This is a genomic window from Candidatus Neptunochlamydia vexilliferae (assembly GCF_015356785.1).
Taxonomy (GTDB): Bacteria; Chlamydiota; Chlamydiia; order Chlamydiales; family Simkaniaceae; genus Neptunichlamydia; species Neptunichlamydia vexilliferae.
In genome coordinates, this window is record NZ_JAAEJV010000019.1 from 1 (window position 1) to 21,505 (window position 21,505).

Genomic DNA, 21,505 nt, shown 5'->3' on the forward strand with positions numbered 1-21,505 from the left:
AAGAGGAAGATCGTGTGTTTTTCTACTACATACTCATTTGGTCTTTGTTACAAAGTATCGAAAGAGGGTCTTCACGAAAAGGGTTCTTAAGGAGCTAAGAGAAATCTTCCAAAAGGTCTGCCAAGATTTTCAAGCAGAGCTTATAGAATTTGAAGGAGAGTACGATCATGTACATCTACTTATTAACTACCCTCCAAAGGTTGCTATCTCTAACTTAGTTAACTCTTTAAAAGGCGTTTCTTCCCGGCTTATTCGAAAAAAAGGATATCCTTCAGTTCAAAAGGCATTATGGGGCAATAACTTTTGGTCCCCAAGTTATTTTGCTGGTAGTTGCGGAGGAGCTCCTATCTCAATAATCAGGCAATATATCGAAAACCAGCAAAAACCAATAGAATGAGTATTTTGCGCCTTTCATCTCGGCCCTAAAGGACCGAGTTTTTCGGCGCAGCTGATAAATTCTATTTGGAACAAACTCCCTGACTATAAAACCGTGAGTATGATTGCAGGAGCAACTGCTGGCTATACCCTGCTAGCCGGATTCCTTTCAGAAAAATGCCTTGAGAGCACAAACCCTATTCGCAAGTTTCTATGTGATACCAATGAAAAAGACAGTAACAACAAAAGTATGCCAAATGCTGTCCTTATTGCTGGGTTTCTAGTAGTCATCTGTTCTGCATCTGCAACCTATGGAGCAATCAAAAACACTTATACCTGGATTAAATCTTAGCTTTTTTCAATCTTGCTTAGGACCGCGCCCCCTATTCCTAGTAGAAGCGCAGCACCCGTGATGAGCGCCCCTAGGTAAGGAATCGGTGTTAGGATAAAGTAAATGATCAATGCAAAGGTAAAGTAGAGCTTCTGGTGCTTCTTAAAAGCAAGGCGGCGGAAGATATGGGTCGATAGCCAAAAGATCGATAAGATCTTGGCGGTATAAAAACCAACCACGGTCAGTGATAAGAGAGTAAGGGCAAAGGGAACCCCTAAGATCGTAATGATCAGTGCAAGCATGATGATCGGAAGGAGAATAATGAGAACAGCTCCAGCAACCAGAGACTGGAATGGTTTTTCATCAAGGGTTTTAACCGTCCGCTCCACTCGTTGAGGAAAGTAGCGGAAGAGGATAAGCCCGATCACTAAGCTATAGATAAAGTTCATCAAAAGGGCGGCAAACTTGGAGCCGAGCTTGATCCGCTTCATCCATTTGCTATGAAAAAAGTTATAGAAAAATGAGGGGTGGTGGGTGACTCCTTCCGTGACCACCGCGTTGGGGTCGATCCGAGCCGTTTTATTGCTCCAGTACTCAAGGGGGCCATCGATTTTTGCTTTCGAAGTGAGGCGGAGCTGCCCCACATAGGCAGAGACCTTGCCACCGACCTGACCCGAAATCCGGACACTTGAGGTATAGAGGTTCACATCATTTCCAACGCGGGATTCGAGGTCCGTATTTCCCGAAACAACAACGGCATTCCGCCCAATAAACCCGGCAGGACTCATGTCAATTGTCGCAGTGACCGCGGTGAGGTTTCTTCCGATCGTTCCAGTAATGAGCGCCTGCCCTGCCAAAACGCGGACATCATTGGCGATATTCCCTGAAATCTCAATACTCCCCGCTGCCACGAGAACATCTCCATTGACATTCCCATCGATAAAGACCTGCCCTCCGAGAACATAAAGATCGCCATTGACCGTCCCTGAGATTTCAACGGTCCGCCCACGGACAAAATAGTCGTTATTCACCGTCACATTGCTCGGCAAAACAACGATGTCTGATTCTTCATCATCTTGAGCAAATAATGTTCCAAAGAAAAGAATGACTAACAAGAAACTGCGTAAAACCACTTTGCCTGCTTCCGCTTTTTAAAGAGTTGCATCTGCCGAGCAACTGCTTTTTCGATCACAGTCTCGCACAACGCGATTTCTTTTTCACCCCTATTTTTTTGCGCCATCACTCCAATCTGATCGATATTGTACAGCTTAAGCCGGGGGTGGTTGGCAAGTGCAGGATCGATGTTGCGAGGAACACTTAGGTCAAAAAGGAGGGTTTCTTTAGCCCCTTCCTTTTTTTCAAGGACATACCCATCATGATAAGTTCCGCAAACCACCACATCAAAATCATCCCACCTCTCTAACACTTCCCATCCTGTGGTCACGACATGGAAAACATTGCCCTCTGTTCGGGTGCAGAGAGTGAGATCTCTAGCCCCTTTATAATGAAAATAAGAAATCAACTTCCGGTTGATCGATGAATTACCGACAAATAGACATCGACTGTTTTCTAAGGTGCGTCCCTGCCACTCTACAATGGAGTGGATCGCATGGGGAAGGAGGGCCCCTTTTTTGCTTAATAAAAAAGAGCTCCGCATCTCCTTTCCAATCTTGAGCCCCTTTTGAAACAGGTAGTGGAGCTCGTGGGAAAGTTTTTCTTTTTGCCGGGCATTTTCATAGGCAAGCTTAACCTGCCGCTGAATATCACTTTCTCCAAAAATGGCGCTATCGATCCCTGAGATGACCCGGCTCAAATGATTAAAACAATCGGGACCAAAGTAAGAGTAAAGGGCATGGAGCCCCACCCCTTTCAGGCGGTCCAAAATAGCGCTATGCCTTTCTGCCAAGGGTCCCCCACTAAAGTAAAGCTCTGTCCGATTACAGGTCGAAAGAAGAACCCCATCTTTGGGACCAAACTCAGCCTGAAAAAGGCGAGCGAGTTTTTCCCGAAGAGCAAGTGAAGAAGACTTGTGATTAATACCAATGATGCCAACTTGCATGCGCCGATCCTTTGCTAAAAAAATGTATATAGCGGATGGGTGTTAACTAGTCAAAATTAAATAAGTGCGACGCGTCGCACTTATTTAATCAACAAAGAGATGTTTTCGGATAAGGGGATCATCGAACCCCTTTCCTCTTAAGAAACGGTAGAGGCGCTGCTTCACCTTGATGTCGTGAAGATCGGCGCTGCGCGTTTTTTTCTCAATCCAATTTTGGATGGCTACGCTTTGCTCGTCATCAGAAACCTGCACCATTTCTTTTAAATCAGGCGATTTTTGGCTGAGCTTAAAGGCAATCATCTGAGGCCCAAACCCTCTCTTCTTCTGACGCTCGATAAAGAGCCTTCCCTCTTTTTTGTCGTTGATATAGCCCCTTTCCTCACACTCGTCAAGGATGGCCTTGATCGCTTCGGAATCGATCTTATAGGTTTTGAGCTTCTTGGTCAGCTCCGATCTCATATACCCCTTAAGAGAGAGCCATTTATAGACGAGACCACGGGCAAGTTTGATGTCGATCTTTAAGAGTAAGTCACTTAGCTCTTTTTTGCTCGAAGCGCGAAGGATTTCTCTTAAGTGGTTCTTATAGAGTCGCCTATGCACTTCCTTGACCACCTCGTCACCGAGGGTGATTTCGCTAAACCTTTTATTATCAACGACTTTTATTTCCATAAAAAACTTGTCTATTTCACCAATATGTGGTATAATAGACGTAAGGGGATATTATGGTCGAGAGAGTTAATGAAATTTCAGCAATTCCCGCTGAAGATTTAATAATTTAAAAGATGAGTTTTTAATATCTAAGAAATGTGGAAGTATTTCATATAAAATTAAAAAAAACTATTTTTTGCTTTCTTTGTGCAATCAGAAAAAGCGAATACAGCAAATCAGAATCCATAGACAAAACCGATATTTATATATTTCAAAATTTACGAAAAAGAGTTTTCTGCGCCTCTATGGAAATTTTCTTCAGTGGGAATTGCTGAGATCACTAACGATAAAGAGGTCGAAAAGCGACTGGAAGAATCAACAGGTTACTTGACAAGCTAGATCTTTCTCTTTAGGTTAAGGGAAAGGAGTGTGTCATGGGTGGTGTTTCAGGTCCAGGAGGCGTCGATCCGAGCAAAGGGAAGCCTACCAATCAAGGAGACATGCCCAAGCAGGTGCAGACGGGGCTCGAAAAAAGCTACACGGCCAAAAAAGCGCCGGGGTTTGCAAAATGGTTAAACCTCTGGTTCCCAGGGGGGGTGACTCCTGAGATGGTCAGCGCTTTTGAGCGAAACGTCATGACCATGATCTCAGCGAGCTTAAAACGGTCTAAAGCCCAGCATAAAAGGATCGAAGAAGAGATCAAAAGGCGGATCAACAAGGGGTGAAATTATCTCCCACTTCTGGTATCATTTAGTTCATGATGAAAAATTTAGTTGTCAAAGACCTCAATAGCCAAAGCGCTATGGGTGAGGAAGAAAGGGAATCTGGTGAAGCCGCAGCTGCCCATCGGCCTCAAAAATTGCTGTGTATTGAGGTCAAAGAGAAAAAACGGCTTGATAAGCTTCTCGCTGAGCATTTTCCGACCCATTCGCGGAGCTATTTCCAGCAATTGATCGAAAAAGGGGCTGTCAAGCGGAATGGCCAAGCGGTCAAAAAACGGGAAGTCCCCTCCGTTGGTGACACGATTCAAGTAGAATTTTTAAAGCCGGCAGAGATCGAGCTTCAAAAAGAGGCAATCCCTCTTGAGATTCTCTATGAGGATGAGGCCATTCTTTGCATCAATAAGCCTCCGGGGATGGTTGTCCACCCTGCTCCCGGCCACCACAGCGGCACCTTCGTAAACGCCCTCCTCCACCATTGTGATATCACCTCTTCGGAAGATCTCCGCCCGGGGATTGTCCACCGTCTCGATAAGGAAACCTCTGGGATCCTTCTCGCAGCAAAAACCCCCGAAGCTCACCAGAAGTTAAGAGAGGCTTTTTCTTCTAGAGAAGTGGAGAAAGAGTACCTTGCAATCACCCTTGGCAAACCGGGTTGTGAAGTGATCGATGCCTCCATTGGACGCCACCCCACCAAGCGGAAGGAGATGGCCATCTCTGAAAAGGGACGCCATGCGACAACTTTACTAGAAGTACTCGAGGGAGAGGGAGAGTTTGCCCTGGTGCGGGCAAGGCCCATTACGGGACGGACCCACCAAATCCGCGTCCACCTCAAACACCTAGGGACCCCCGTTATGGGCGATAAGGTCTACGGCCCTGAAAAACTAAGCCGCAAACTAGGGGTGACTCGCCACCTCCTCCATGCGCACCGCCTCACCTTTTCCCACCCTCTTACAGGGGAAAAAATGGTGATCAAAGCCCCTCTTCCAGAAGATTTTAAAAAATCTAGATTAATATCTTCTCTTGATGTAGAATGAATAGCAGCGAAAGCTATCATTAACCAAGGATCGAACCATGAAAGAATTTGTTGAGTACATCGTTAAAAATCTCGTAGACAATCCGGATAAAGTCAAGATCAATGAAATCGGCGGCACCCACACCCTCATCATTGAACTGAGTGTTGAAAAAGCCGATATTGGAAAAATTATTGGGAAGAAAGGAAAGACCATTAATGCGATTCGGACCCTTCTGATGTCTGTTGCGAGCCGCAATGGCATCCGTGTTAACCTTGAAATCCTCGAAGAGGGAGGAGAAAAAGTCTCCGAAGAGGGATAAGGTTCCCCCCCCAGAAAACGTAAAAAAAGGCATCCTAATTAGGATGCCTTTTTTTATTCTGCGACACAAAGTGACAAATTTTAATAGATCGCGCTGTTAAAGACTGATTCGACGGCACGATCTGCTGATTTTTAATAGATCGTGCCGTACAATGGGGCTGTTGAGAAAGTCGCTTTCCCTAGATTTTGCGATGATTTTCGAGAGAAAATCGAAAGTTTGAAAATCAACATATGCCTAAGTATAGGAGGTTTGCAAACTTTCTATTTTTTCCGGAAAACGCGCGAAAGATGGGGGAATGGACTTTTTCAACAGCCCCATAATACGTGTACTCAACCTGAAGGAGTGGTATTGAGGAAAGGGTTTGGCAGGAAGAAAATTATTCCGCGAGGCGTGGGAGGTAAGGAGCAATCATCGCCTTCCGAGAGTTCAGGCCGCCCGCGTTGTAGCGGAGAACGGCGATCGGAAGATCGGGTCCCCCCTTGGGAAAGTGGTGCTCGATCGGAAGGAAGCTCTCTTTAAAGATTTGGGAGAGCTCGCGCGCGTTATTCCCATAGAGGTCGAGCTCTAAGTGAAGCTTTTGAACAGCGGGCGATCCTTTAAAGCCGCTGAGGAAGAGCTTGAGTTTTTCTACAGCAAGCTCGGTATGGGGAATCCAAAACCACATCTCATCTTGATGGTCGTAGCTGATTTTTCCTCCCTTAAAAAGCTCTTCGGCACTGGCCACGGTTGAAGTGGCATGAAGGTGGAGCATAATCTCTCTGTTGTTAGCATAGATATTGAGCGCTTTCTCATACCACCGCTTTTGAAGCTCGGGAGCGACCTTCTTAAAGGTAGCATAGTTGCGGGCAAAGATCTTGGTTTGTCCCACCCGGTTGCAGTAATTGAGGATCTTCGTGTCGGTGAAGATATTGGAAGGCGCCCCTTTAAGACACTTCTCAAAGTTCTCGTCGACCCCTTGCTCTTTATGTTTATAAACCTTGCTATAGAGGGAATAAAAATCTTTGTTTTGAAGGAGACGCTCGGCCGCCTTTGCGGTAAAGGCTTCGTCTTCTTTGATGTCGTCGAAGTTAACGATCTCTACCTCTTTTTTCACGATGAGCGATTTAAGACGGTTGAGAAGGGAGGCCATACACTCCACATCGATCCGGGAAACTTTTGTAAGCAGGTCGGTGTCATCTAAAATGGCGTAGATAAAGTGGAGATACTCGACCATTTCTCTTCGGGGAGAGACGTAGTGGGCTCCTTTGCTGCAGAGCACTTTTTTCTTCTGGAGAAGGCGCTGGTAAATCCGGATATTTTGGACGGTATCGAGCTTTTTCTCCATCTCTTTAAGCTGGGCATTGACCTCTTTTTCAGTCATCCCCCCCAGGCCATACTGGTCATTGATGGTAAAGGCCAGCTCGGCAACAATCGCGTTGGATGATTGCACATCGCTAATAACCGCTTTAGGAGGAGAGTCGGTTTGAAGGGCACTTTTGTGATGGTCAATGACGCTAATCACTTGGAGGTAGGAGGGAATTTTCATCTCTTCGCGGTTACAAAAGTCACGTAGGGAGACGGTTCCCAAAACATCTTGCTGAAGATCGGCGGCATGGACCACCCCGATGGGGATCTGCCGTCCTTCAAGATCGGTCTGGTTAACGGTCATGTAAGAGTAATTCCCAATCTTAGAGCGGATCTCTTCAAGGTCTGTCCGATGGGTGAGATATTGAGGTATAAAGCCAAAGACATCGGTCTTAATCCGGAAGGCAATGTCGAGGCGGTCGACATGTTTCCGCACACTTGTAAAGGCCTCGGAAAGCATTTTCACAAGGACTTCGAGCTGATTGAAGATGAGGGGGCGGTTTTCAGTAAGGACGCCGGCACTATCGAAAAGCTCCGACTTCAAGAGCGATTTGAGCCACGCAATGATTTCGGTAAAGTTGACAATTCCCACTTTTTCAATGGAGCGGGCAAACTGTTCAAAGTCAGCTTCAATCCCCTTGCTCACTTGAAGGACTTTCACGAGATAGTCATTGACGAACTGGAGCTGGTGAGGGGGGAGCTCTTTGGCTGGAGCACACTCGCTGATCTTCATCTTGAGAAGCCCCTTGACCACTTTTGAAATGTGATCGACGGTGAGCCTTTCTTCCGAAAAGCAGGAGATGAGCTGAATGTGGAGGTTCGACTCGAACCACATGAGGCAGTTATTGAGTGATAGGATGACCTGTCTCACCCCTTCGACATCGATCGTTCGCCAATCTCCGAGGTAGTACCCCTCCTTGTCGATGAGAACAACGGCATTCCGTTGCCGCTCATGGTCAAAGCTTAGGATCGATGTTCCGGTCTGCTTCCGGATCATCCCTTGCTGGGTCATCAAATCGAGGCTGGTCAAGGTAAGCGAGAGACGGGGTTTGCCCAGGCAATCAAAAATCCCCTCTCCAAAAAGGTCATTAAAGAGGAGCTTGACCTCGACTTGAGTGGTGGGAGGCCCTCCGGGAACGTTCCAAATATGGAGCCCTTTACTCACCCGCGCCGCAAAGGCATCGACCCATCCCCAAAAAGAGGCAACGGTGGTGTCAAGGTCGGGAGAGTTGTGGGCGGTCACAAAGTGGGTGCCAGGGTAACTTTTTCCCATTCCGATCGGAAAGTAAAGCTGATAGGTGTCGCGGGGAACCCACTTTCCGACAACTTTGCCCCGAATCTTAAAGTTTTCTTCGGTACTCACATTGGAAAATTGGTTCAGCCAAAGCTCAAAAGAGGAAAAGGTATACTGCTGTAAAAGGTTTTCTTTTCGAACGCGGGAGATAAAATCGACCACTTCTTCGATTAAAAAAGCAGGCTCGGGCGCTTTTAAAATAAGATCTGCTAAGGCGCGGTTGATCCCGTCAGCCTTTGCATGCTCATTTTTTTCTTGAAATTCTTTCCCCTTAAAAGTGGAAAATAGGGACTCAATCCCTTCAAATCGCTTGGATTCGAAAGGGTAGTCTCCTAAAAGCATATCTTTAGATGGTCTCTTACTCATATCAATTAAACGGACTGAGCAGGACTCGAACCTGCGACCGTCCGCTTAGAAGGCGGATGCTCTATCCAGCTGAGCTATCAGTCCAATATTATTGATTTTACTCACAAGAAAAATGATTTTCAAGTATATTTATGAGAAACAGGTGGATACTATGTTAGATATTGAAATTGGAGGGGGTTCTCCCCTCACACTTATTTCGGGTCCGTGCGTGATCGAAAATGAAGCGCATGCCCTAGAAACAGCGGCTGCATTAAAAGAACTTTGTGACAAGGCAGATGTAAAGCTGCTTTACAAGTCGAGCTACGATAAAGCGAACCGCTCCTCGATCGACTCTTACCGGGGACCTGGACTTAAGGAAGGTCTGCGGATCCTTAAAAAGGTGCGGGATGAGCTCGGTCTTCCTGTTTTGACCGACATTCACCATCCCGATGAAGCCGCTCCTGCTGCTGAGGTGTGCGCCGTCTTGCAAATCCCAGCGTTTCTTTGTCGGCAAACCGACCTTCTCGTTGCTGCAGGAAAGACGGGAGCTACTGTGAATGTGAAAAAAGGGCAGTTTATGTCTCCTTGGGAGATGGAAAATGTGGTGGAAAAACTTCGCGCCACCGGCAACGAAAACATCATCCTCACCGACCGAGGAACTTCGTTTGGATATAACAACCTCGTCTCTGACATGCGGGCAATCCCGATCATGAAGCAGTGGGGCTATCCGGTTTGCTTCGACGCTTCCCACTCGGTCCAGCTGCCTGGGGGACGGGGAACCGTTTCTGGGGGGCAGCGAGAGTTTATCCCCACCCTGGCAAAGGCGGCCCTGGCCGCAGGCGCTGACCTTCTCTTCATCGAGTCTCATAATAGCCCGAGCGAAGCGATGAGCGATAAACATACGGTGATGCCTTATGAAGAACTTGCTGCTTTACTTGAAGAAGCAGCACCTCTCTATAACCTGATGCAAAAGGTCCCCGTGTGATTAAGCGAACGACAATCTGCGCTTTTATCCTCCTTGCCCTCTTTACCGTTGGGGTCCTCTTTCGCGCTTTTTACTCTTCGAAAACAATCAATATCGAAGAGACATTAACCGAGGCCATTACCCTTCCCCAAGAAGAGGACAAGTATCCCCATGAGCAGAGGCGGGAAGGGGTCTCGAAAGATCTTTGGGTCAACGATCGAGATGGAGCCCGCCTCCACCACCACATCAAAAGTCCCCACTCCACCCTTATCGCCATTTCCCACGGGAACCGGATGGAACTTGTGGAGCAGATGACTGGGATGGAATGTTACTTTCAGGAAAAACTCGAGGAGGAGGGGTTTCAGCAGATCCGTTACCTCCAGTCAGAAGATGGAACCTATCACTACACCGGCCACTTTTTTGATGCTCCCGATGTTTTCCTCGCCCTTTACCGCCTCTCCGGAAAAAAACTTCCCGCTACCCTCTCTCCAAAAGATGCTTACCTCGAAGGAGTTGCCAACAAGGTGTCCCTCTCCTTTTCCGGGGGCTCCCCCTCTTTCCATGCCGACAAATTTAAAGCTGAGGTCCGCCCTCAAAAGAAGGATCCATGACGCTTAAAGTTGAAAACCTTTGTAAATCCTACTCGGGTAAAAAGATTGTCAGCGGCCTTTCCTTCGAAGTGCCTCAAGGAAAGGTGGTCGGCCTCCTCGGTCCCAACGGCGCTGGAAAAACAACCGCCTTCTACATGGCAATCGGGCTGATTAAGCCTGACAGCGGCGCGGTCTTTTTCCAAGATAAAGAGGTGACCTACATGCCGGTCAACCTCCGCGCTAAAATGGGAATGAGCTACCTCGCCCAAGAGCCTTCGATTTTCCAAGGACTGACCGTTGAGCAAAATATCCTCTGCATTTTGGAAACCCTTCCTCTGTCCCGCGCTGAGAGAAAAGAGCGCCTCGAAGCACTTTTGGAAGAGCTCCACCTTGCCCCCCTTGCAAAGAAACGGGCAACGACCCTTTCCGGCGGGGAGCGGCGCCGCCTAGAAATCACCCGCGCCCTTGTCACGAAGCCCCAGCTTCTCCTTCTCGATGAGCCCTTTGCCAATATCGATCCCCTCACCATCCATGATGTGAAGCAGATCATTGGCCACCTCACCGCCAAAAATATCGGCGTTCTCATTACCGACCACAATGCGCGCGAAGTTTCTTCCATCGTCGACCATGCTTTCCTGATTCAGGGAGGACAGGTGACCCACTCGGGAACGATGGGTGACCTCCTTGCCTGTAAGGAAGCTCGTGGTTCCTACTTCGGCGAAGATTTTGAGCTTTAAACAGTGACCGCCTGCTCTAGGAGTTCGTGAGCGGCGGTGATGATCGGGGCTGTGGGAAGATTCAGCAAACAGTCGCTCTGGCCACTGCCGCCACAACCCGGTTGGTAGCAAGGACGACACGAAAGGGGAAGGGTGACAACCCGCGCATGAGGGTTTTGCCACGGACCCCAATTCTGATCGCAGGTCGGACCAAAGATCGCCACCACCTCTTTTTTAAAGACACTTGCAAGGTGCAAGGGAACCGAGTCAACGGTGATGAGAAGGCGACTTTTTTCAATGACTGCCCCGAGCTCTTTAAGAGAAAGTTGTCCCGAGAGATCGATCACCCCCGGCGCCTGGGAAGCAAGTTGGGCGTTCATCTCCATTTCAGCGGGGTCAGAACTGGCGGTCAAGACCACTTGTTCTCCCCTCTCCTGAAGGTAGTGGATAACCGCTACAAGGGTTTCGATGGGGAGGGTCTTGAACATCCAGCGGGAAACGGGATGGATGTGGACATAATTTTCAGGAAGGAGCGCGGCAATTTTTTCGCGGGCGGCAGCGGGAATATGGAAGGTGAGCTCCCTTTCCTTTAGGGTTGGGAAAATGCCAAGAACGCGGAGGGCATCGAGCTGCTTTTCAACGGTGTGGCGGGGACGGGGGGTATGTTTAATCAGGTGGGTGTAACAATTGGCTTTCCCTCGCATTCCCCCTCCTTGGGGGTCAAACCCAATCGCATAGGGAGCGCGGGAGATTTTGGCAGCTACCGCTCCCCGGTCTCCTTCGGTTAGGTTGATCACTAGATCGTATCTCCCCTTTCGAATTTTTTTGAGGAGCTTGAGCTCTTCGCGGTATCGCTTGAAAAGAGGGAGTTTTTTCCATCCCTTGTTGTAAAGGATAAAGTTGGAAATGGCAGGGTGTCCCTCAAGCATCGGAAGGGTCTCGCTATAGATGTAGGCATCGATCTCTAGGTGGGGAAACCGCTTTTTGAGGAGAGAAAAAACGGGGGCACTCAGGAGAACATCTCCATGGTGACGGAGCTTAGCTACAAGGATACGGTTTATGCTTGAAAAGTCGATTTCCAAAGGCGCCTTTTTAGGTTCTGGTGGATTCTAATGATACCCCATTTGCTGATATTCAACAATCACCTGTGCCAGGCGACCAGTAACATTTTCTTTACGCCAGTTTTTATATGTGACTTGGTGCATAAGATCCAAATCATAAAGGATCCAAAGGCCATACTCAAAAATTACGGCAACCGCAGTGTGATAAACCGTTCGGATCGTCCAAGAAAGGATCTTCAGCACTCCCCATTTCTGATCGGGATAAAGAGGGGCTCGCTGGTCGTAGACAGTCATAGCACTCCACGCTTCCATCTTACGGGCTCTTTTCTTCTCTAATGCCCGGAGCTCTCTTTTTCGCTTTTCCACCTCTGCAAACGCTTTTTTCCTTTCTTCTAGAGTTTCTTGCTCCTTGATGCGAGGCTCCATCTGACGAATAGCATTCCAAAGCTCAAAATATTTTTCAACAAATGCGTTCCAATCTTTGTCATCAATAATCTTTTTATATGCTTTAGCAAGAGGGTTCGAAGCAAATTCTTGAGCCCGCTCTTTCCAATCCAATCCTTGCAAACCCTTTTTCTGAGCGCCGGCATAACGGGTATCTGTAAGAATATTTCCCCTTGTAAAGGTGTGTGAAAGGATCGTTTGAAAGGGAAATGTAAAAGTTGAGAAAGTATAGGCTTTCCCTTCAAAAAACCGGGCCACATTCTCAGCGACCGATTCGTAGACAATTGTATCCATCTCAGATTGTTTTAAAGGGTGGCCACACACATCGATAATCACAACAGGATCATTGTTGTTAGGCACACCTATTCTGTCTATAGGAGTCAAGAGGCTTGTAGCGTTAATCATAATTCTTCCTCAATGTATTTTCAAAAAGGGAGAATAAAGATTTTATTTTAACCCGTCAAGTTGTTTTTTTTATCCCCTTTGTGTTATGATCGATCCTACACAAGGAGAAAACACATGACTCAAGAACAAACACTTTCGATTATTAAACCTGACGCCGTTGGAAAAAACCACATTGGAGAGATCCTTTCCCGCTTTGAAAAGGGTGGACTCAAGGTGATTGCGGCAAAAATGAAACACCTGACTCGAGAAGATGCAGAAGGATTTTATGCGATCCACAAAGAGCGCCCCTTCTTTAAAGACCTTGTCGACTTTATGACTTCAGGCCCCGTCGTGATCTCTGTCCTTGAAGGAGAGGGAGCCGTTGCAAAGAATCGGGAACTGATGGGAGCGACCAACCCACAGGAAGCCACCCCTGGAACGATCCGCGCCGACTTTGCCGACTCGATCGATGCCAATGCGGTTCATGGCTCCGATAGCGCTGAAAATGCGAAGATCGAGGTAGCCTTTTTCTTCACAGAAAACGAGCTGTTTTCACGCTAGGAGCTGGGCAAAAATAACTCATGCATTTCTGGTGCCATAGCGCTTTAGCTGCGCGGCGCAAATCCGCAGGAAGCTTATTAGCTTTCAAGGAGTTGCAACAAAGCAGATGAAGATGTTATGGTTGCAGAAATGTATAAGTTATTTTTGCCCAGCTCCTTAGGTGTACGATCGACAACCACCCTCTCTCGGTCACCGCTGTCTACCCTGAAAAAATCGGTGTGAACTTAAGCTGGCAGATCGCCCTTTTAAAAAGTCGCGTGTATGAAAAACTCACGAGCGCTCAGGCTCGACCAACCAAGTCGTCAAACTTTTCAAGTTCCTCCTGCATGGTCATCGGAAAGTGTGATGCAAAAAGCTCAAAATAGTCACGGAGCTCTTTGACCTCCCCTTGCCACTCCTCTTTATCGATCGCAAAAAGCTCTTCGGGAGCCTCAAAGTTTTTCGGAAGGATGCCCACAGGGCTTTCGACTCCCTCTCCTTCTCCCTCACACCTTTCGAAGATCCATTTGAGAACATGGATATTTTCCCCAAAGCCGGGCCAAAGAAACTTCCCATCCCCCCCTTTACGGAACCAGTTGGTGTGGTAGATTTTGGGAGCATGCTTCCCAAGAATTTTTCCCATCTCGAGCCAGTGACCAAAGTAGTCCCCCATATTATAGCCACAAAAGGGGAACATCGCGAAAGGGTCGTGGCGGAGCGCTCCCATCTTTCCCGCCGCTGCTGCAGTCATTTCGGACGAAAGGGAGGCCCCCAGAAAGGTCCCATGGGCCCAGGAAAAACTTTCGATGATCAAAGGGACCACACTTTCCCGCCGCCCACCAAAGAGAATGGCAGAGATCGAGACCCCATTCACATCTTCAAAGGCGGGGTCGATCACCGGACACTGCTTTGCAGGAGCTGTAAAGCGGGAGTTGGGGTGAGCAGCTTTTTCCTCTGAAGCGGGGGTCCACCGGTTCCCCTTCCAATCGGTGAGCTCGTGAGGAGGCTCGTCAGTCATCCCCTCCCACCAAACGTCCCCATCATCGGTAAGGGCCACATTGGTGAAGATCGTGTTTTCCTTAATCGCCTCCATCGCATTCGGGTTCGACTTGTAGGAGGTTCCTGGTGCCACCCCAAAAAAGCCATTTTCAGGGTTGATTGCATAGAGGCGGCCATCTTTGCCGATCCGCATCCAGGCAATGTCATCACCGACACATTCGACCTTCCAGCCCGGCAAGGGGGATTGGAGCATCGCCAGGTTGGTCTTGCCGCAAGCGCTTGGGAAAGCGGCCACAAAAAACCGTTTCTTCCCTTCCGGGTTGGTAATCCCAACGATGAGCATGTGTTCGGCCATCCACTTTTCATCCCGCCCTTTCACCGAAGCGATCCGAAGCGCCAAACACTTCTTTCCGAGGAGGGCGTTTCCCCCATAGCCACTTCCAAACGACCAGATCTCCCGCGCCTCAGGAAAGTGGACGATATACTTGTCATCGGGACGGCAAGGCCAAAAAGAGTCCTTTTGCCCCTTTTCCAAAGGGACCCCCACGGAGTGGAGACAAGGGACAAACTCCCCGTCGGTGCCGAGAACATCGAGCGCCTTTGTTCCCATCCGGGCCATGATATAGGTATTCGCAACAACGTAAGGGCTATCTGTGATCTGCACCCCGATTTCAGCAAGGGACGAGCCATAAGGACCCATACTAAAGGGGATGATATACATAGTCCGCCCCTTCATGCACCCCTTAAAGAGTCCCCGCAAGGTCTCTTTCATCTTCTTCGGCTCTTCCCAGTTGTTGGTGGGACCCGCATCTTCCTTTTTTTCAGAGCAGATGAAGGTCCGCTCCTCAACGCGCGCCACATCGCTGGGATCGGAGCGGCACCAGTAGGAGCCGGGACGTTTTTTTAGACGGACAAAAACTCCTGTATCGACAAGTTCTTGGCAGATCGTATCGTGTTCTTCTTTAGAACCACTGCAAAGATAGGTGCGATCGGGGGTGCAAAGCGCTTCGATCTCCTCGACCCACGCCTTGAGCTTCGGATGGGAAATCTCCATTGCGTTAAAGCTTGGCTTTTTTAAGGGTTTCGAGGTGGTACTCAAGCGCTTTTCCCGTTCCCATGCACACGGCAAGGAGGGGGTTAGAAGCGACGGTAACAGGAAGCCCTGTTTCCTTAATCAGAGCCTTGTCGAGCCCTTTAATGAGAGCTCCTCCACCCGCAAGGACCATGCCACTTTCGACAAGGTCGGCAGCAAGTTCAGGAGGGCACCGCTCGAGGGTTTCCTTCGTGCAGGCGATGATCTGTTGGATCGGCTCAGCTAGACATTCGCGGATTTCAACCGAGTTGATCCGCTTAGTGATCGGAAGACCAGCCACTTGGTCCCGTCCCCGCACCTCCATCTCAAGCTCGTGGTCGCCTAACGGATAGGCCGAGCCGATGGTCATCTTGATTTCTTCAGCCGTCCGGGGGCCGATCATCAAGTTGTAGGTTCGGCGCATGTAGTTGATGATGCACTCGTCGAACTCATCACCCGCAATCCGGATCGAACGAGACTCTACAATGCCTCCGAGGGAGATGATCGCAATTTCTGTGGTTCCTCCCCCCACATCGATGATCATGTTCGCGGAAGGTTCATGAACCGGAAGGTCAACACCAATGGCCGCTGCCATCGGCTCCTCAATGAGGATCACCTCTTGAGCCCCTGCGCGGAGGGCCGAGTCTTCCACCGCTCGCTTTTCAACGCCCGTAATTCCAGAAGGAACCGCAATCAAAATCTTAGGACGGAACAAGCTACGTGAGGGGGTGACGCGCGAAATCAAAGCCTTGAGCATCCCTTCTGCAATCTCGAAGTCAGCGATGACGCCATCCTTCATCGGGCGAACCGCGTGGATCTTCCGAGGGGTTTTTCCCAGCATCGCCTTTGCCTTATGACCGACAGCAAGGACGTCATTGTTTACGGAATCGACAGCAACCACTGAGGGTTCCGCTAAGACAATTCCTTTTCCCCTAACATAAACAAGAGTGTTGGCTGTTCCAAGGTCGATTCCGATGTCATTTGCTAAGATGCCGGTCATCTGACCGATCGTATTCATAAACCCTTGCTTAAAATTTTTCAAAAGGCTTCCCCTTCCGGCAGCTCTAACTTTCATTTTTGATTCCTCTTCGATCCGAACATAATGGTATTCTTCCCCCCATAATGAACGATTGGGTAAAATTGATCAACCTTCAATCTGTAGAAAGCTTCCGGATGACCTCTCCCGACTCAGATAGAAGCTCCCCTTTCCATTCAGAAACGTTACGTAGCTTAGAGGAAAAATTTGCTCCTATAATGACTATAGCCTTCCCCTTATGGAGATAGGGCTCGAAATAGCTCTTCTGATAGATTTGCTTTAAAGCCTTATCCGCCATGCCATCTAACTTCAGTTCTATGATATAAATGACTTTTGGCATGTCTAATACAACATCTATCCGCCCCTTATTGGTTAACCTCTCGGATAATGGCTCGAATCCCATTCCATAGAGCATCGACAAAAGCATTGCTTGATAGGTGCTCTCCTTAGCCCCTGCAAAAACTTGGTAGGCAAAACTCGCAAACCCTGTCTCTATATACTCAAAAAGAGGATCTAACCGATACGTTTCGAGCGCTTCCACAAATTTTTCCGAAGCCCTGACATCGATATTGGGTGTAAAGTGTCTGACAAGAGAATTCGTGAAAGCGGTCCTAACCTCTTCATTAGGAAGCCCCAAATAATAGCGGTTTGAAACACGATTATAATCTTGGATGGTAAAGTAACCTGTTTGGTACATCAAGGCTTTTAAGTCGACCTCTTCTATGGAGCTAATCTCCATAAGGGCATCTTCATCCGCAATCATCCCATCCAATGAAATCATCGTCTTTGGGTGTTTTTTTAGTTGGTCAATGAGAAATGAAGGGGTCCCCGTACTATACCAATACCCTTTTGCTTTCTTGATTTCCATAAATTTCAGGGTCGAAAAGGGATTATAGACACACAGCGAGTCCTCAGAAAATCGATACCCATTGTACCAATGGCGCATCTCCTTAACGAGGCCTTCCTCTGATACGACGTTCCCTTGCGCTTCCCTTTCGTTGATGATTTCCTGAATATGATCTTGAAAGGCATTTCTTAGCTCATCTTCGGTATACCCCATGATTCCAGCATACTCGGGATTCATTGTAATATCGTTGAGGTTATTAAGCCCTGAAAAGAGGGATACATGAGAAAACTTGCTGACACCTGTTATAAAAGCAAATTCCAGATAACGATCAAGACTTTTTAAAGCAGAGAAAAAACTTTTCAGTAGCTCTCGATTTTTTTTTGCTACTTTAGGATTTTCTAGGTGGCTGATGATGGGCTGGTCATACTCATCGACAAGAACAACCACACGGTTTTCCTTTGCGAGCCCCATCACCAGCTTCTTAAGCTGCAGTTTAATCGAAGGAGCTTCAATGGAAACGCTATAAGTATCTGCCATTTCTTGAAGCGCTGCTGCTAAATCGTTTTCCAACTCCTCAGTTGTCCGACTCTCGACTTGAGCAAAGTCTAGGTAGATCACAGGGTGCTTTTTCCATTCATAGTCACTCTTATAAATAGCGCAGTCCTTAAATAGCTCTTTATCCCCCTTAAAGACCTCTTCTAAAGTATTTAAAAACAGAGATTTTCCGAACCTTCTTGGTCGAGAAATAAAATAATAGGGAGACCCTCCCTCTAATAATTTTTTAACGAACCGCGTCTTATCTACGTAAACATAATTCCCTGAAGAGAGAATCTTTATTTTACACCGTAAAAGTAAATCCTTCAACTCCTAATTATTTAGGTCTGCAGAAGCTCCAAGACATCTTCCCAGGTGAGCTTGGTGATCGCCTCGTCGTCGTAGCTGACGATCTTCTTGACGATCCCCTTCTTCCGGTTCTGCATCTCAACGATCTTCTCTTCAATCGTCCCCATGGTGACAAGTTTGTAAACCGAAACAGAGTCTTTTTGTCCGATCCGGTGGACCCGGTCGGTTGCTTGACTTTCGACTGCGGGGTTCCACCACATGTCGTAATGGATGACGGTATCGGCGCCAACGAGGTTGAGCCCCGTTCCCCCTGCTTTAAGGGAGACAAGGAAGACAGAAATGTTGGGATCTTCGTTGAACTCTTTAACGATTTCGAGGCGGTTCTTGCTCGATCCATCGAGATAGTTAAACCGAATTCCCCGCTGTTCGAAGTCGTTTTTCATAATTTGGAGCATCCGGGTGTATTGGGAGAAGATGACCGTTTTGTGTCCCCCTTCGATTAAGGTTTGGAGAAGTTCGACAAGCATATCATACTTGGCAGAGTCTCCCATCTCGGGATTTTCCTTTGCAAAGATGGCGGGGTGACAACAGATTTGTTTGAGGCGGGTCAAGGTGGCAAGGACATGGATCTGCACCTTGTCAAAGCCATCTCTTTCAACCAGTTTGACAAGTTCGTCGCGGGCCGACTCGGCGTAAGATTTGTAAAGCTCACGCTGCACATCGGTGAGCTGACAGTGATAAACGTTCTCACTGACTGGAGGAAGGTCGTCCAAGACATCGATCTTCATCCGACGGAGGATGAAAGGGGCCACTTTCTTACGGAGATATTGGAGGTTTTTGGTTTGCTCTTCTCCAGAAAGACGGACATATTTTTCGACAAAGCGCTCGTAGGTTCCGAGGAAGCCAGGCATGAGGAAGTCGAAAAGACTCCAGAGCTCATCGAGTGAGTTTTCAATGGGGGTACCGGAGAGAATCATTCGATGCTCAGCCTTGACCATTTTGACCGACTTGGCGTTCCGCGTTCCCCGGTTCTTAATGTGTTGCGCCTCATCGAGAATCATACAGGAAAAGGTAAGCTTGTCATAGGTTTCGATATCTTTTTGGAGGAGGCTATAGGAGGTAATGACAATGTCATACTTTTTGGCTTCTTGGAGGAGTTTCTTCCGCTGGTTGGGCATCCCATCGATGATGAGGGTCTTGAATTTCCCATTAAATTTATGACACTCTTCTTGCCAGTTATAAAGAAGAGAGGTGGGGCAAACGACAAGAGCGGGCTTCTTTGCTTTTTTCTTATGTTGGGTCAGGGCAACGATCGCCTGCAAGGTTTTCCCCAGTCCCATGTCATCTGCTAAGATTCCATTGAGGTACATCGAGCGAAGACGCTCAAGCCACTGCACCCCTTCGATTTGATAGTTCCGGAGGTCGGCATTGACCTCGGTGGGGATGGGGCTAAACTCAAGCTGCTTTTCCCCAAGCATCTGCTTCCGGATCTCTTTTAACTGAGAGGTCATCTTAAAGGCAACGGGAAGCCCTTTAAAGGTCTCTTCGTCAATATTGGCAAGGCTCCAAAGGGGACGTTCGAGCTTTTTATTGTCGAGTTTTTCAATGCCCAACTCATCAAAAAGTTGGACGACAGCGCCCACTTCGTCAAGATCGAGGACCAAAATCTTCGAGATCTTATTGCTTCCATCTTTTGCCCGCGTCGTTTTCTTCTTACCCGTATCGAGCTCAAGGTAGGTCCGCCGTGAAATGATACAATCCCAAAGACGGTCAACAGCCACCCCTTTAAGGGCTCCTTTCACCTCGACATCCATCTCATAGACATCCATCCGCTCGGTATGGGAAAGGGAAAGCTTAAATTTGGTCTGATCGTAGATAAATTGATCGAGGAGGTTTTGAGGACAGTTGAACTTGACCCGGTGTTGATTGCGTGGAATCACATCGGTCATAAATTCGATGATTTTCTTCTCGGTTTTTGCCACAAAGACCTGCTGCTCTGCGTCAAAGATAAAGTCTTGGAAAAGATCTTCGATGATCTTCTGCTCTTCGACAAGGTTGCGGGCCATGATCCCCTCTTCGGTGACAAAGGAGTGGATATCGTCAAAGGTGAGCTTTTTCGAGGAGGCGGGAACCACATGGTCATCATATCTAAAGGAGAGAGTTGCATCGAGCTCTCCATCGAGGAAGGCAAGATCACAAATCGCTTCGATTGAACCGGCATAAGGGAGAGTGGTAAAGTGTTCGATGACTCCATCCATATCGACCTCCGCAAAGCGGGACATTTCAGGAAGGGCATTTTCCACAAAAGTTCCAAAAAGAGGCTCGGGAATTGTCATCTCCCGCATGGGGAGTAAGCTACGGAGATGCCTCCGGGTAATGTGACTCGGGAAGCGATAATAAACGTGGTTATAGATCACCCCAGACTTTTCACACTCAAAGAAATAGACATCTTCGAGCATCACCTTTTGTTGATCGATTAAAAGCATGGGGCTCAAGAGAATCTTTGTGGTCGGAGGGTGGATATACTCTAAGGAGACGTTGACATGGGCATCGACCTTTGAAAAGTGGATCGGAGACTCGAGGTTTTCTTCAAAAAGGCAGGGAAGGGTGGGGAGCTCATCGTCTTGGAGAGCCCACCCCTTTTGCTTAAGCGCTTCGGAGGCGATGTCATGAGCCTTTGCCAAGATCATCCCAAAGGTTTTCATCTCTAATGTGGCAACTCTTTGGGCCCGCTCGCTGGTCACTTTTTCGGGGAGGTTCGCATGGCCCATCACAAGGCGGGCAATTTCCTGCTCACTCTCATGAAAAGATTTGACACCAAACAGGTGGATTTTCCCTCCAACGTAGAGGGGCTCTTCATACCGGAGCGCCTCTAAAAACTGGCCGACGTTGGGAATGTGAAGAGGTTTGGAGCGAGAAGGGAGGCGAAGGGCCAGCTGCACCTCAACCTGCGCCCCTTTTTTCTTAGGGAACTGGTAAATCACAGCAAGCTCAGCTTTTTCAATCTCCCCTTTTTGCTCAGGCAAGAAGAAAGGAGATTTTGCCAAAAGGTGGGAAGCGCCTACATACTCTTTAAGGAGCTCTTTTTGGTACTCCTCGTCGCGCCGCTCCGCCTCTTTGGTCTCGGCCTCTTTGACCGCCTCTAAAAGCTTTTCCTTTTCCTCATCGCAGAAGCTATCATCTTCGGTCACTTCCTCCAGGTCGGTCTCCTTCGAGTAGTTCACCAAAATTTCATCCAAACAGGAGTCTAAATGAAAAAGGACAGCTGCTAAATGTTGGCAGTCGTAATGATAGGGACAATCGCAATCTGAGTCGATCGTTTCACTTTCCATGCGGTCGATTTCAAGCTCACTTTCATAGGTATTATTGTATTGTCCTAATACCTTAGCACTAATCCGAATTGAAGTGGCATCTAAATGTAGAATTTTCGCAGAAAGAACTTTTTTCGTTTCGAAAAGGGTCTTTCCTTCCTTGAGAATGGCTGAAGAAAAGTCTTGTTTAAGCTTCCTTAAATTCAACATTATAAAAAGTCACCTTATTCAATTCTAACAGTTGTTTG

Annotated in this window: 18 protein-coding genes and 1 tRNA gene; 8 read left to right on the forward strand and 11 right to left on the reverse strand. The window is 47.9% G+C overall.

All coding sequences use genetic code 11. The annotated features are described in order from the left end of the window. Positions 1 to 397 (forward strand): IS200/IS605 family transposase (gene tnpA / locus NEPTK9_RS04535; protein ID WP_194847646.1); only part of this gene is annotated, 397 nt, incomplete at its 5' end. Between the two features lie 326 nt (positions 398 to 723). Here tnpA and NEPTK9_RS04540 read toward each other — a convergent pair. The 3 genes from NEPTK9_RS04540 to NEPTK9_RS04550 form a co-directional block, all read right to left on the reverse strand. Continuing rightward, the gene (locus NEPTK9_RS04540; protein ID WP_194847647.1) at positions 724 to 1,821 is read right to left on the reverse strand and encodes a polymer-forming cytoskeletal protein; all 1,098 of its coding nucleotides are present in this window, start codon (positions 1,819 to 1,821) and stop codon (positions 724 to 726) included. Then, entirely contained in the window at positions 1,815 to 2,765 is a 951-nt protein-coding gene (locus tag NEPTK9_RS04545) for a Rossmann-fold NAD(P)-binding domain-containing protein (RefSeq protein ID WP_194847648.1), read from the reverse strand. The genes NEPTK9_RS04540 and NEPTK9_RS04545 overlap by 7 nt, the downstream gene beginning before the upstream one ends. A gap of 84 nt (positions 2,766 to 2,849) precedes the next feature. Continuing rightward, a complete protein-coding gene (locus NEPTK9_RS04550; RefSeq protein WP_194847649.1) occupies positions 2,850 to 3,434 on the reverse strand; it encodes a regulatory protein RecX in 585 nt (194 codons plus the stop codon). A 413-nt stretch (positions 3,435 to 3,847) separates the two neighbouring features. On the opposite strand from NEPTK9_RS04550, the gene NEPTK9_RS04555 reads away from it, so the two are divergent. From NEPTK9_RS04555 to NEPTK9_RS04565, 3 genes are read left to right on the forward strand one after another with little or no spacing between them, the layout of a single operon-like run. Further along, complete coding sequence (locus tag NEPTK9_RS04555; RefSeq protein WP_194847650.1) at positions 3,848 to 4,138, forward strand: hypothetical protein; 291 nt, start codon at positions 3,848 to 3,850, stop codon at positions 4,136 to 4,138. Between the two features lie 32 nt (positions 4,139 to 4,170). Then, a complete protein-coding gene (locus NEPTK9_RS04560) occupies positions 4,171 to 5,169 on the forward strand; it encodes an RluA family pseudouridine synthase (RefSeq protein WP_228547024.1) in 999 nt (332 codons plus the stop codon). 37 nt (positions 5,170 to 5,206) lie between these two features. Then, the gene (locus NEPTK9_RS04565) at positions 5,207 to 5,467 is read left to right on the forward strand and encodes a KH domain-containing protein (RefSeq protein ID WP_194847651.1); all 261 of its coding nucleotides are present in this window, start codon (positions 5,207 to 5,209) and stop codon (positions 5,465 to 5,467) included. Positions 5,468 to 5,843: 376 nt separating this feature from the next. On the opposite strand, the gene NEPTK9_RS04570 is transcribed toward NEPTK9_RS04565, so the two are convergent. Together NEPTK9_RS04570 and NEPTK9_RS04575 are read right to left on the reverse strand one after the other, a co-directional pair. Further along, positions 5,844 to 8,471, reverse strand: coding sequence for a hypothetical protein (locus tag NEPTK9_RS04570; RefSeq protein WP_194847652.1), 2,628 nt, complete (start codon positions 8,469 to 8,471; stop codon positions 5,844 to 5,846). A gap of 10 nt (positions 8,472 to 8,481) precedes the next feature. Continuing rightward, a tRNA-Arg gene (locus NEPTK9_RS04575) sits at positions 8,482 to 8,555 on the reverse strand. Between the two features lie 67 nt (positions 8,556 to 8,622). On the opposite strand from NEPTK9_RS04575, the gene kdsA reads away from it, so the two are divergent. The 3 genes from kdsA to lptB are packed head-to-tail and all read left to right on the forward strand — an operon-like array spanning position 8,623 to position 10,741. After that, on the forward strand, positions 8,623 to 9,435 hold the full coding sequence (gene kdsA, locus NEPTK9_RS04580) for a 3-deoxy-8-phosphooctulonate synthase (RefSeq protein WP_228547025.1): 813 nt from the start codon (positions 8,623 to 8,625) through the stop codon (positions 9,433 to 9,435). Then, on the forward strand, positions 9,432 to 10,025 hold the full coding sequence (locus tag NEPTK9_RS04585) for a hypothetical protein (RefSeq protein ID WP_194847654.1): 594 nt from the start codon (positions 9,432 to 9,434) through the stop codon (positions 10,023 to 10,025). The genes kdsA and NEPTK9_RS04585 overlap by 4 nt, the downstream gene beginning before the upstream one ends. Next, positions 10,022 to 10,741 carry an LPS export ABC transporter ATP-binding protein gene (lptB, locus tag NEPTK9_RS04590; protein ID WP_194847655.1) on the forward strand — a complete coding sequence of 240 codons (720 nt, stop codon included), beginning with the start codon at positions 10,022 to 10,024 and terminating at the stop codon, positions 10,739 to 10,741. Before NEPTK9_RS04585 ends, lptB begins: the two co-directional genes overlap by 4 nt. Here lptB and rfaQ read toward each other — a convergent pair. Both rfaQ and NEPTK9_RS04600 read right to left on the reverse strand, forming a co-directional pair. Continuing rightward, complete coding sequence (gene rfaQ / locus NEPTK9_RS04595; protein WP_194847656.1) at positions 10,738 to 11,802, reverse strand: putative lipopolysaccharide heptosyltransferase III; 1,065 nt, start codon at positions 11,800 to 11,802, stop codon at positions 10,738 to 10,740. The two genes, lptB and rfaQ, sit on opposite strands and share 4 nt — an antisense overlap. A gap of 27 nt (positions 11,803 to 11,829) precedes the next feature. Then, entirely contained in the window at positions 11,830 to 12,630 is an 801-nt protein-coding gene (locus NEPTK9_RS04600) for a hypothetical protein (RefSeq protein WP_194847657.1), read from the reverse strand. Between the two features lie 114 nt (positions 12,631 to 12,744). Here NEPTK9_RS04600 and ndk point away from each other — a divergent pair, with 114 nt between their 5' ends. Then, positions 12,745 to 13,170, forward strand: a complete 426-nt coding sequence (gene ndk / locus NEPTK9_RS04605; protein ID WP_194847658.1) for a nucleoside-diphosphate kinase — start codon at positions 12,745 to 12,747, stop codon at positions 13,168 to 13,170. A 280-nt stretch (positions 13,171 to 13,450) separates the two neighbouring features. On the opposite strand, the gene NEPTK9_RS04610 is transcribed toward ndk, so the two are convergent. The 4 genes from NEPTK9_RS04610 to NEPTK9_RS04625 form a co-directional block, all read right to left on the reverse strand. After that, positions 13,451 to 15,202 carry a phosphoenolpyruvate carboxykinase (GTP) gene (locus tag NEPTK9_RS04610; RefSeq protein ID WP_194847676.1) on the reverse strand — a complete coding sequence of 584 codons (1,752 nt, stop codon included), beginning with the start codon at positions 15,200 to 15,202 and terminating at the stop codon, positions 13,451 to 13,453. Between the two features lie 4 nt (positions 15,203 to 15,206). Beyond that, positions 15,207 to 16,238, reverse strand: coding sequence for a rod shape-determining protein (locus NEPTK9_RS04615; protein WP_320412050.1), 1,032 nt, complete (start codon positions 16,236 to 16,238; stop codon positions 15,207 to 15,209). Between the two features lie 133 nt (positions 16,239 to 16,371). Then, positions 16,372 to 17,967 carry an ATP-binding protein gene (locus tag NEPTK9_RS04620; RefSeq protein WP_194847659.1) on the reverse strand — a complete coding sequence of 532 codons (1,596 nt, stop codon included), beginning with the start codon at positions 17,965 to 17,967 and terminating at the stop codon, positions 16,372 to 16,374. Positions 17,968 to 17,978: 11 nt separating this feature from the next. After that, positions 17,979 to 21,467 carry a DEAD/DEAH box helicase gene (locus NEPTK9_RS04625; RefSeq protein ID WP_194847660.1) on the reverse strand — a complete coding sequence of 1,163 codons (3,489 nt, stop codon included), beginning with the start codon at positions 21,465 to 21,467 and terminating at the stop codon, positions 17,979 to 17,981. Between the last annotated feature and the right edge of the window lie 38 nt (positions 21,468 to 21,505).

What these genes read in the sequence shown, in the direction of transcription:
- NEPTK9_RS04565 (WP_194847651.1), top strand. Translation starts at nt 5,207, where the DNA reads ATGAAAGAATTTGTTGAGTACATCGTTAAAAATCTCGTAGACAATCCG.
- NEPTK9_RS04550 (WP_194847649.1), bottom strand. Translation starts at nt 3,434, where the DNA reads ATGGAAATAAAAGTCGTTGATAATAAAAGGTTTAGCGAAATCACCCTC.
- NEPTK9_RS04555 (WP_194847650.1), top strand. Translation starts at nt 3,848, where the DNA reads ATGGGTGGTGTTTCAGGTCCAGGAGGCGTCGATCCGAGCAAAGGGAAG.
- NEPTK9_RS04610 (WP_194847676.1), bottom strand. Translation starts at nt 15,202, where the DNA reads ATGGAGATTTCCCATCCGAAGCTCAAGGCGTGGGTCGAGGAGATCGAA.
- NEPTK9_RS04560 (WP_228547024.1), top strand. Translation starts at nt 4,171, where the DNA reads ATGATGAAAAATTTAGTTGTCAAAGACCTCAATAGCCAAAGCGCTATG.
- NEPTK9_RS04625 (WP_194847660.1), bottom strand. Translation starts at nt 21,467, where the DNA reads ATGTTGAATTTAAGGAAGCTTAAACAAGACTTTTCTTCAGCCATTCTC.
- NEPTK9_RS04615 (WP_320412050.1), bottom strand. Translation starts at nt 16,238, where the DNA reads ATGAATACGATCGGTCAGATGACCGGCATCTTAGCAAATGACATCGGA.
- kdsA (WP_228547025.1), top strand. Translation starts at nt 8,623, where the DNA reads ATGTTAGATATTGAAATTGGAGGGGGTTCTCCCCTCACACTTATTTCG.
- NEPTK9_RS04570 (WP_194847652.1), bottom strand. Translation starts at nt 8,471, where the DNA reads ATGAGTAAGAGACCATCTAAAGATATGCTTTTAGGAGACTACCCTTTC.
- NEPTK9_RS04600 (WP_194847657.1), bottom strand. Translation starts at nt 12,630, where the DNA reads ATGATTAACGCTACAAGCCTCTTGACTCCTATAGACAGAATAGGTGTG.
- ndk (WP_194847658.1), top strand. Translation starts at nt 12,745, where the DNA reads ATGACTCAAGAACAAACACTTTCGATTATTAAACCTGACGCCGTTGGA.
- lptB (WP_194847655.1), top strand. Translation starts at nt 10,022, where the DNA reads ATGACGCTTAAAGTTGAAAACCTTTGTAAATCCTACTCGGGTAAAAAG.
- NEPTK9_RS04545 (WP_194847648.1), bottom strand. Translation starts at nt 2,765, where the DNA reads ATGCAAGTTGGCATCATTGGTATTAATCACAAGTCTTCTTCACTTGCT.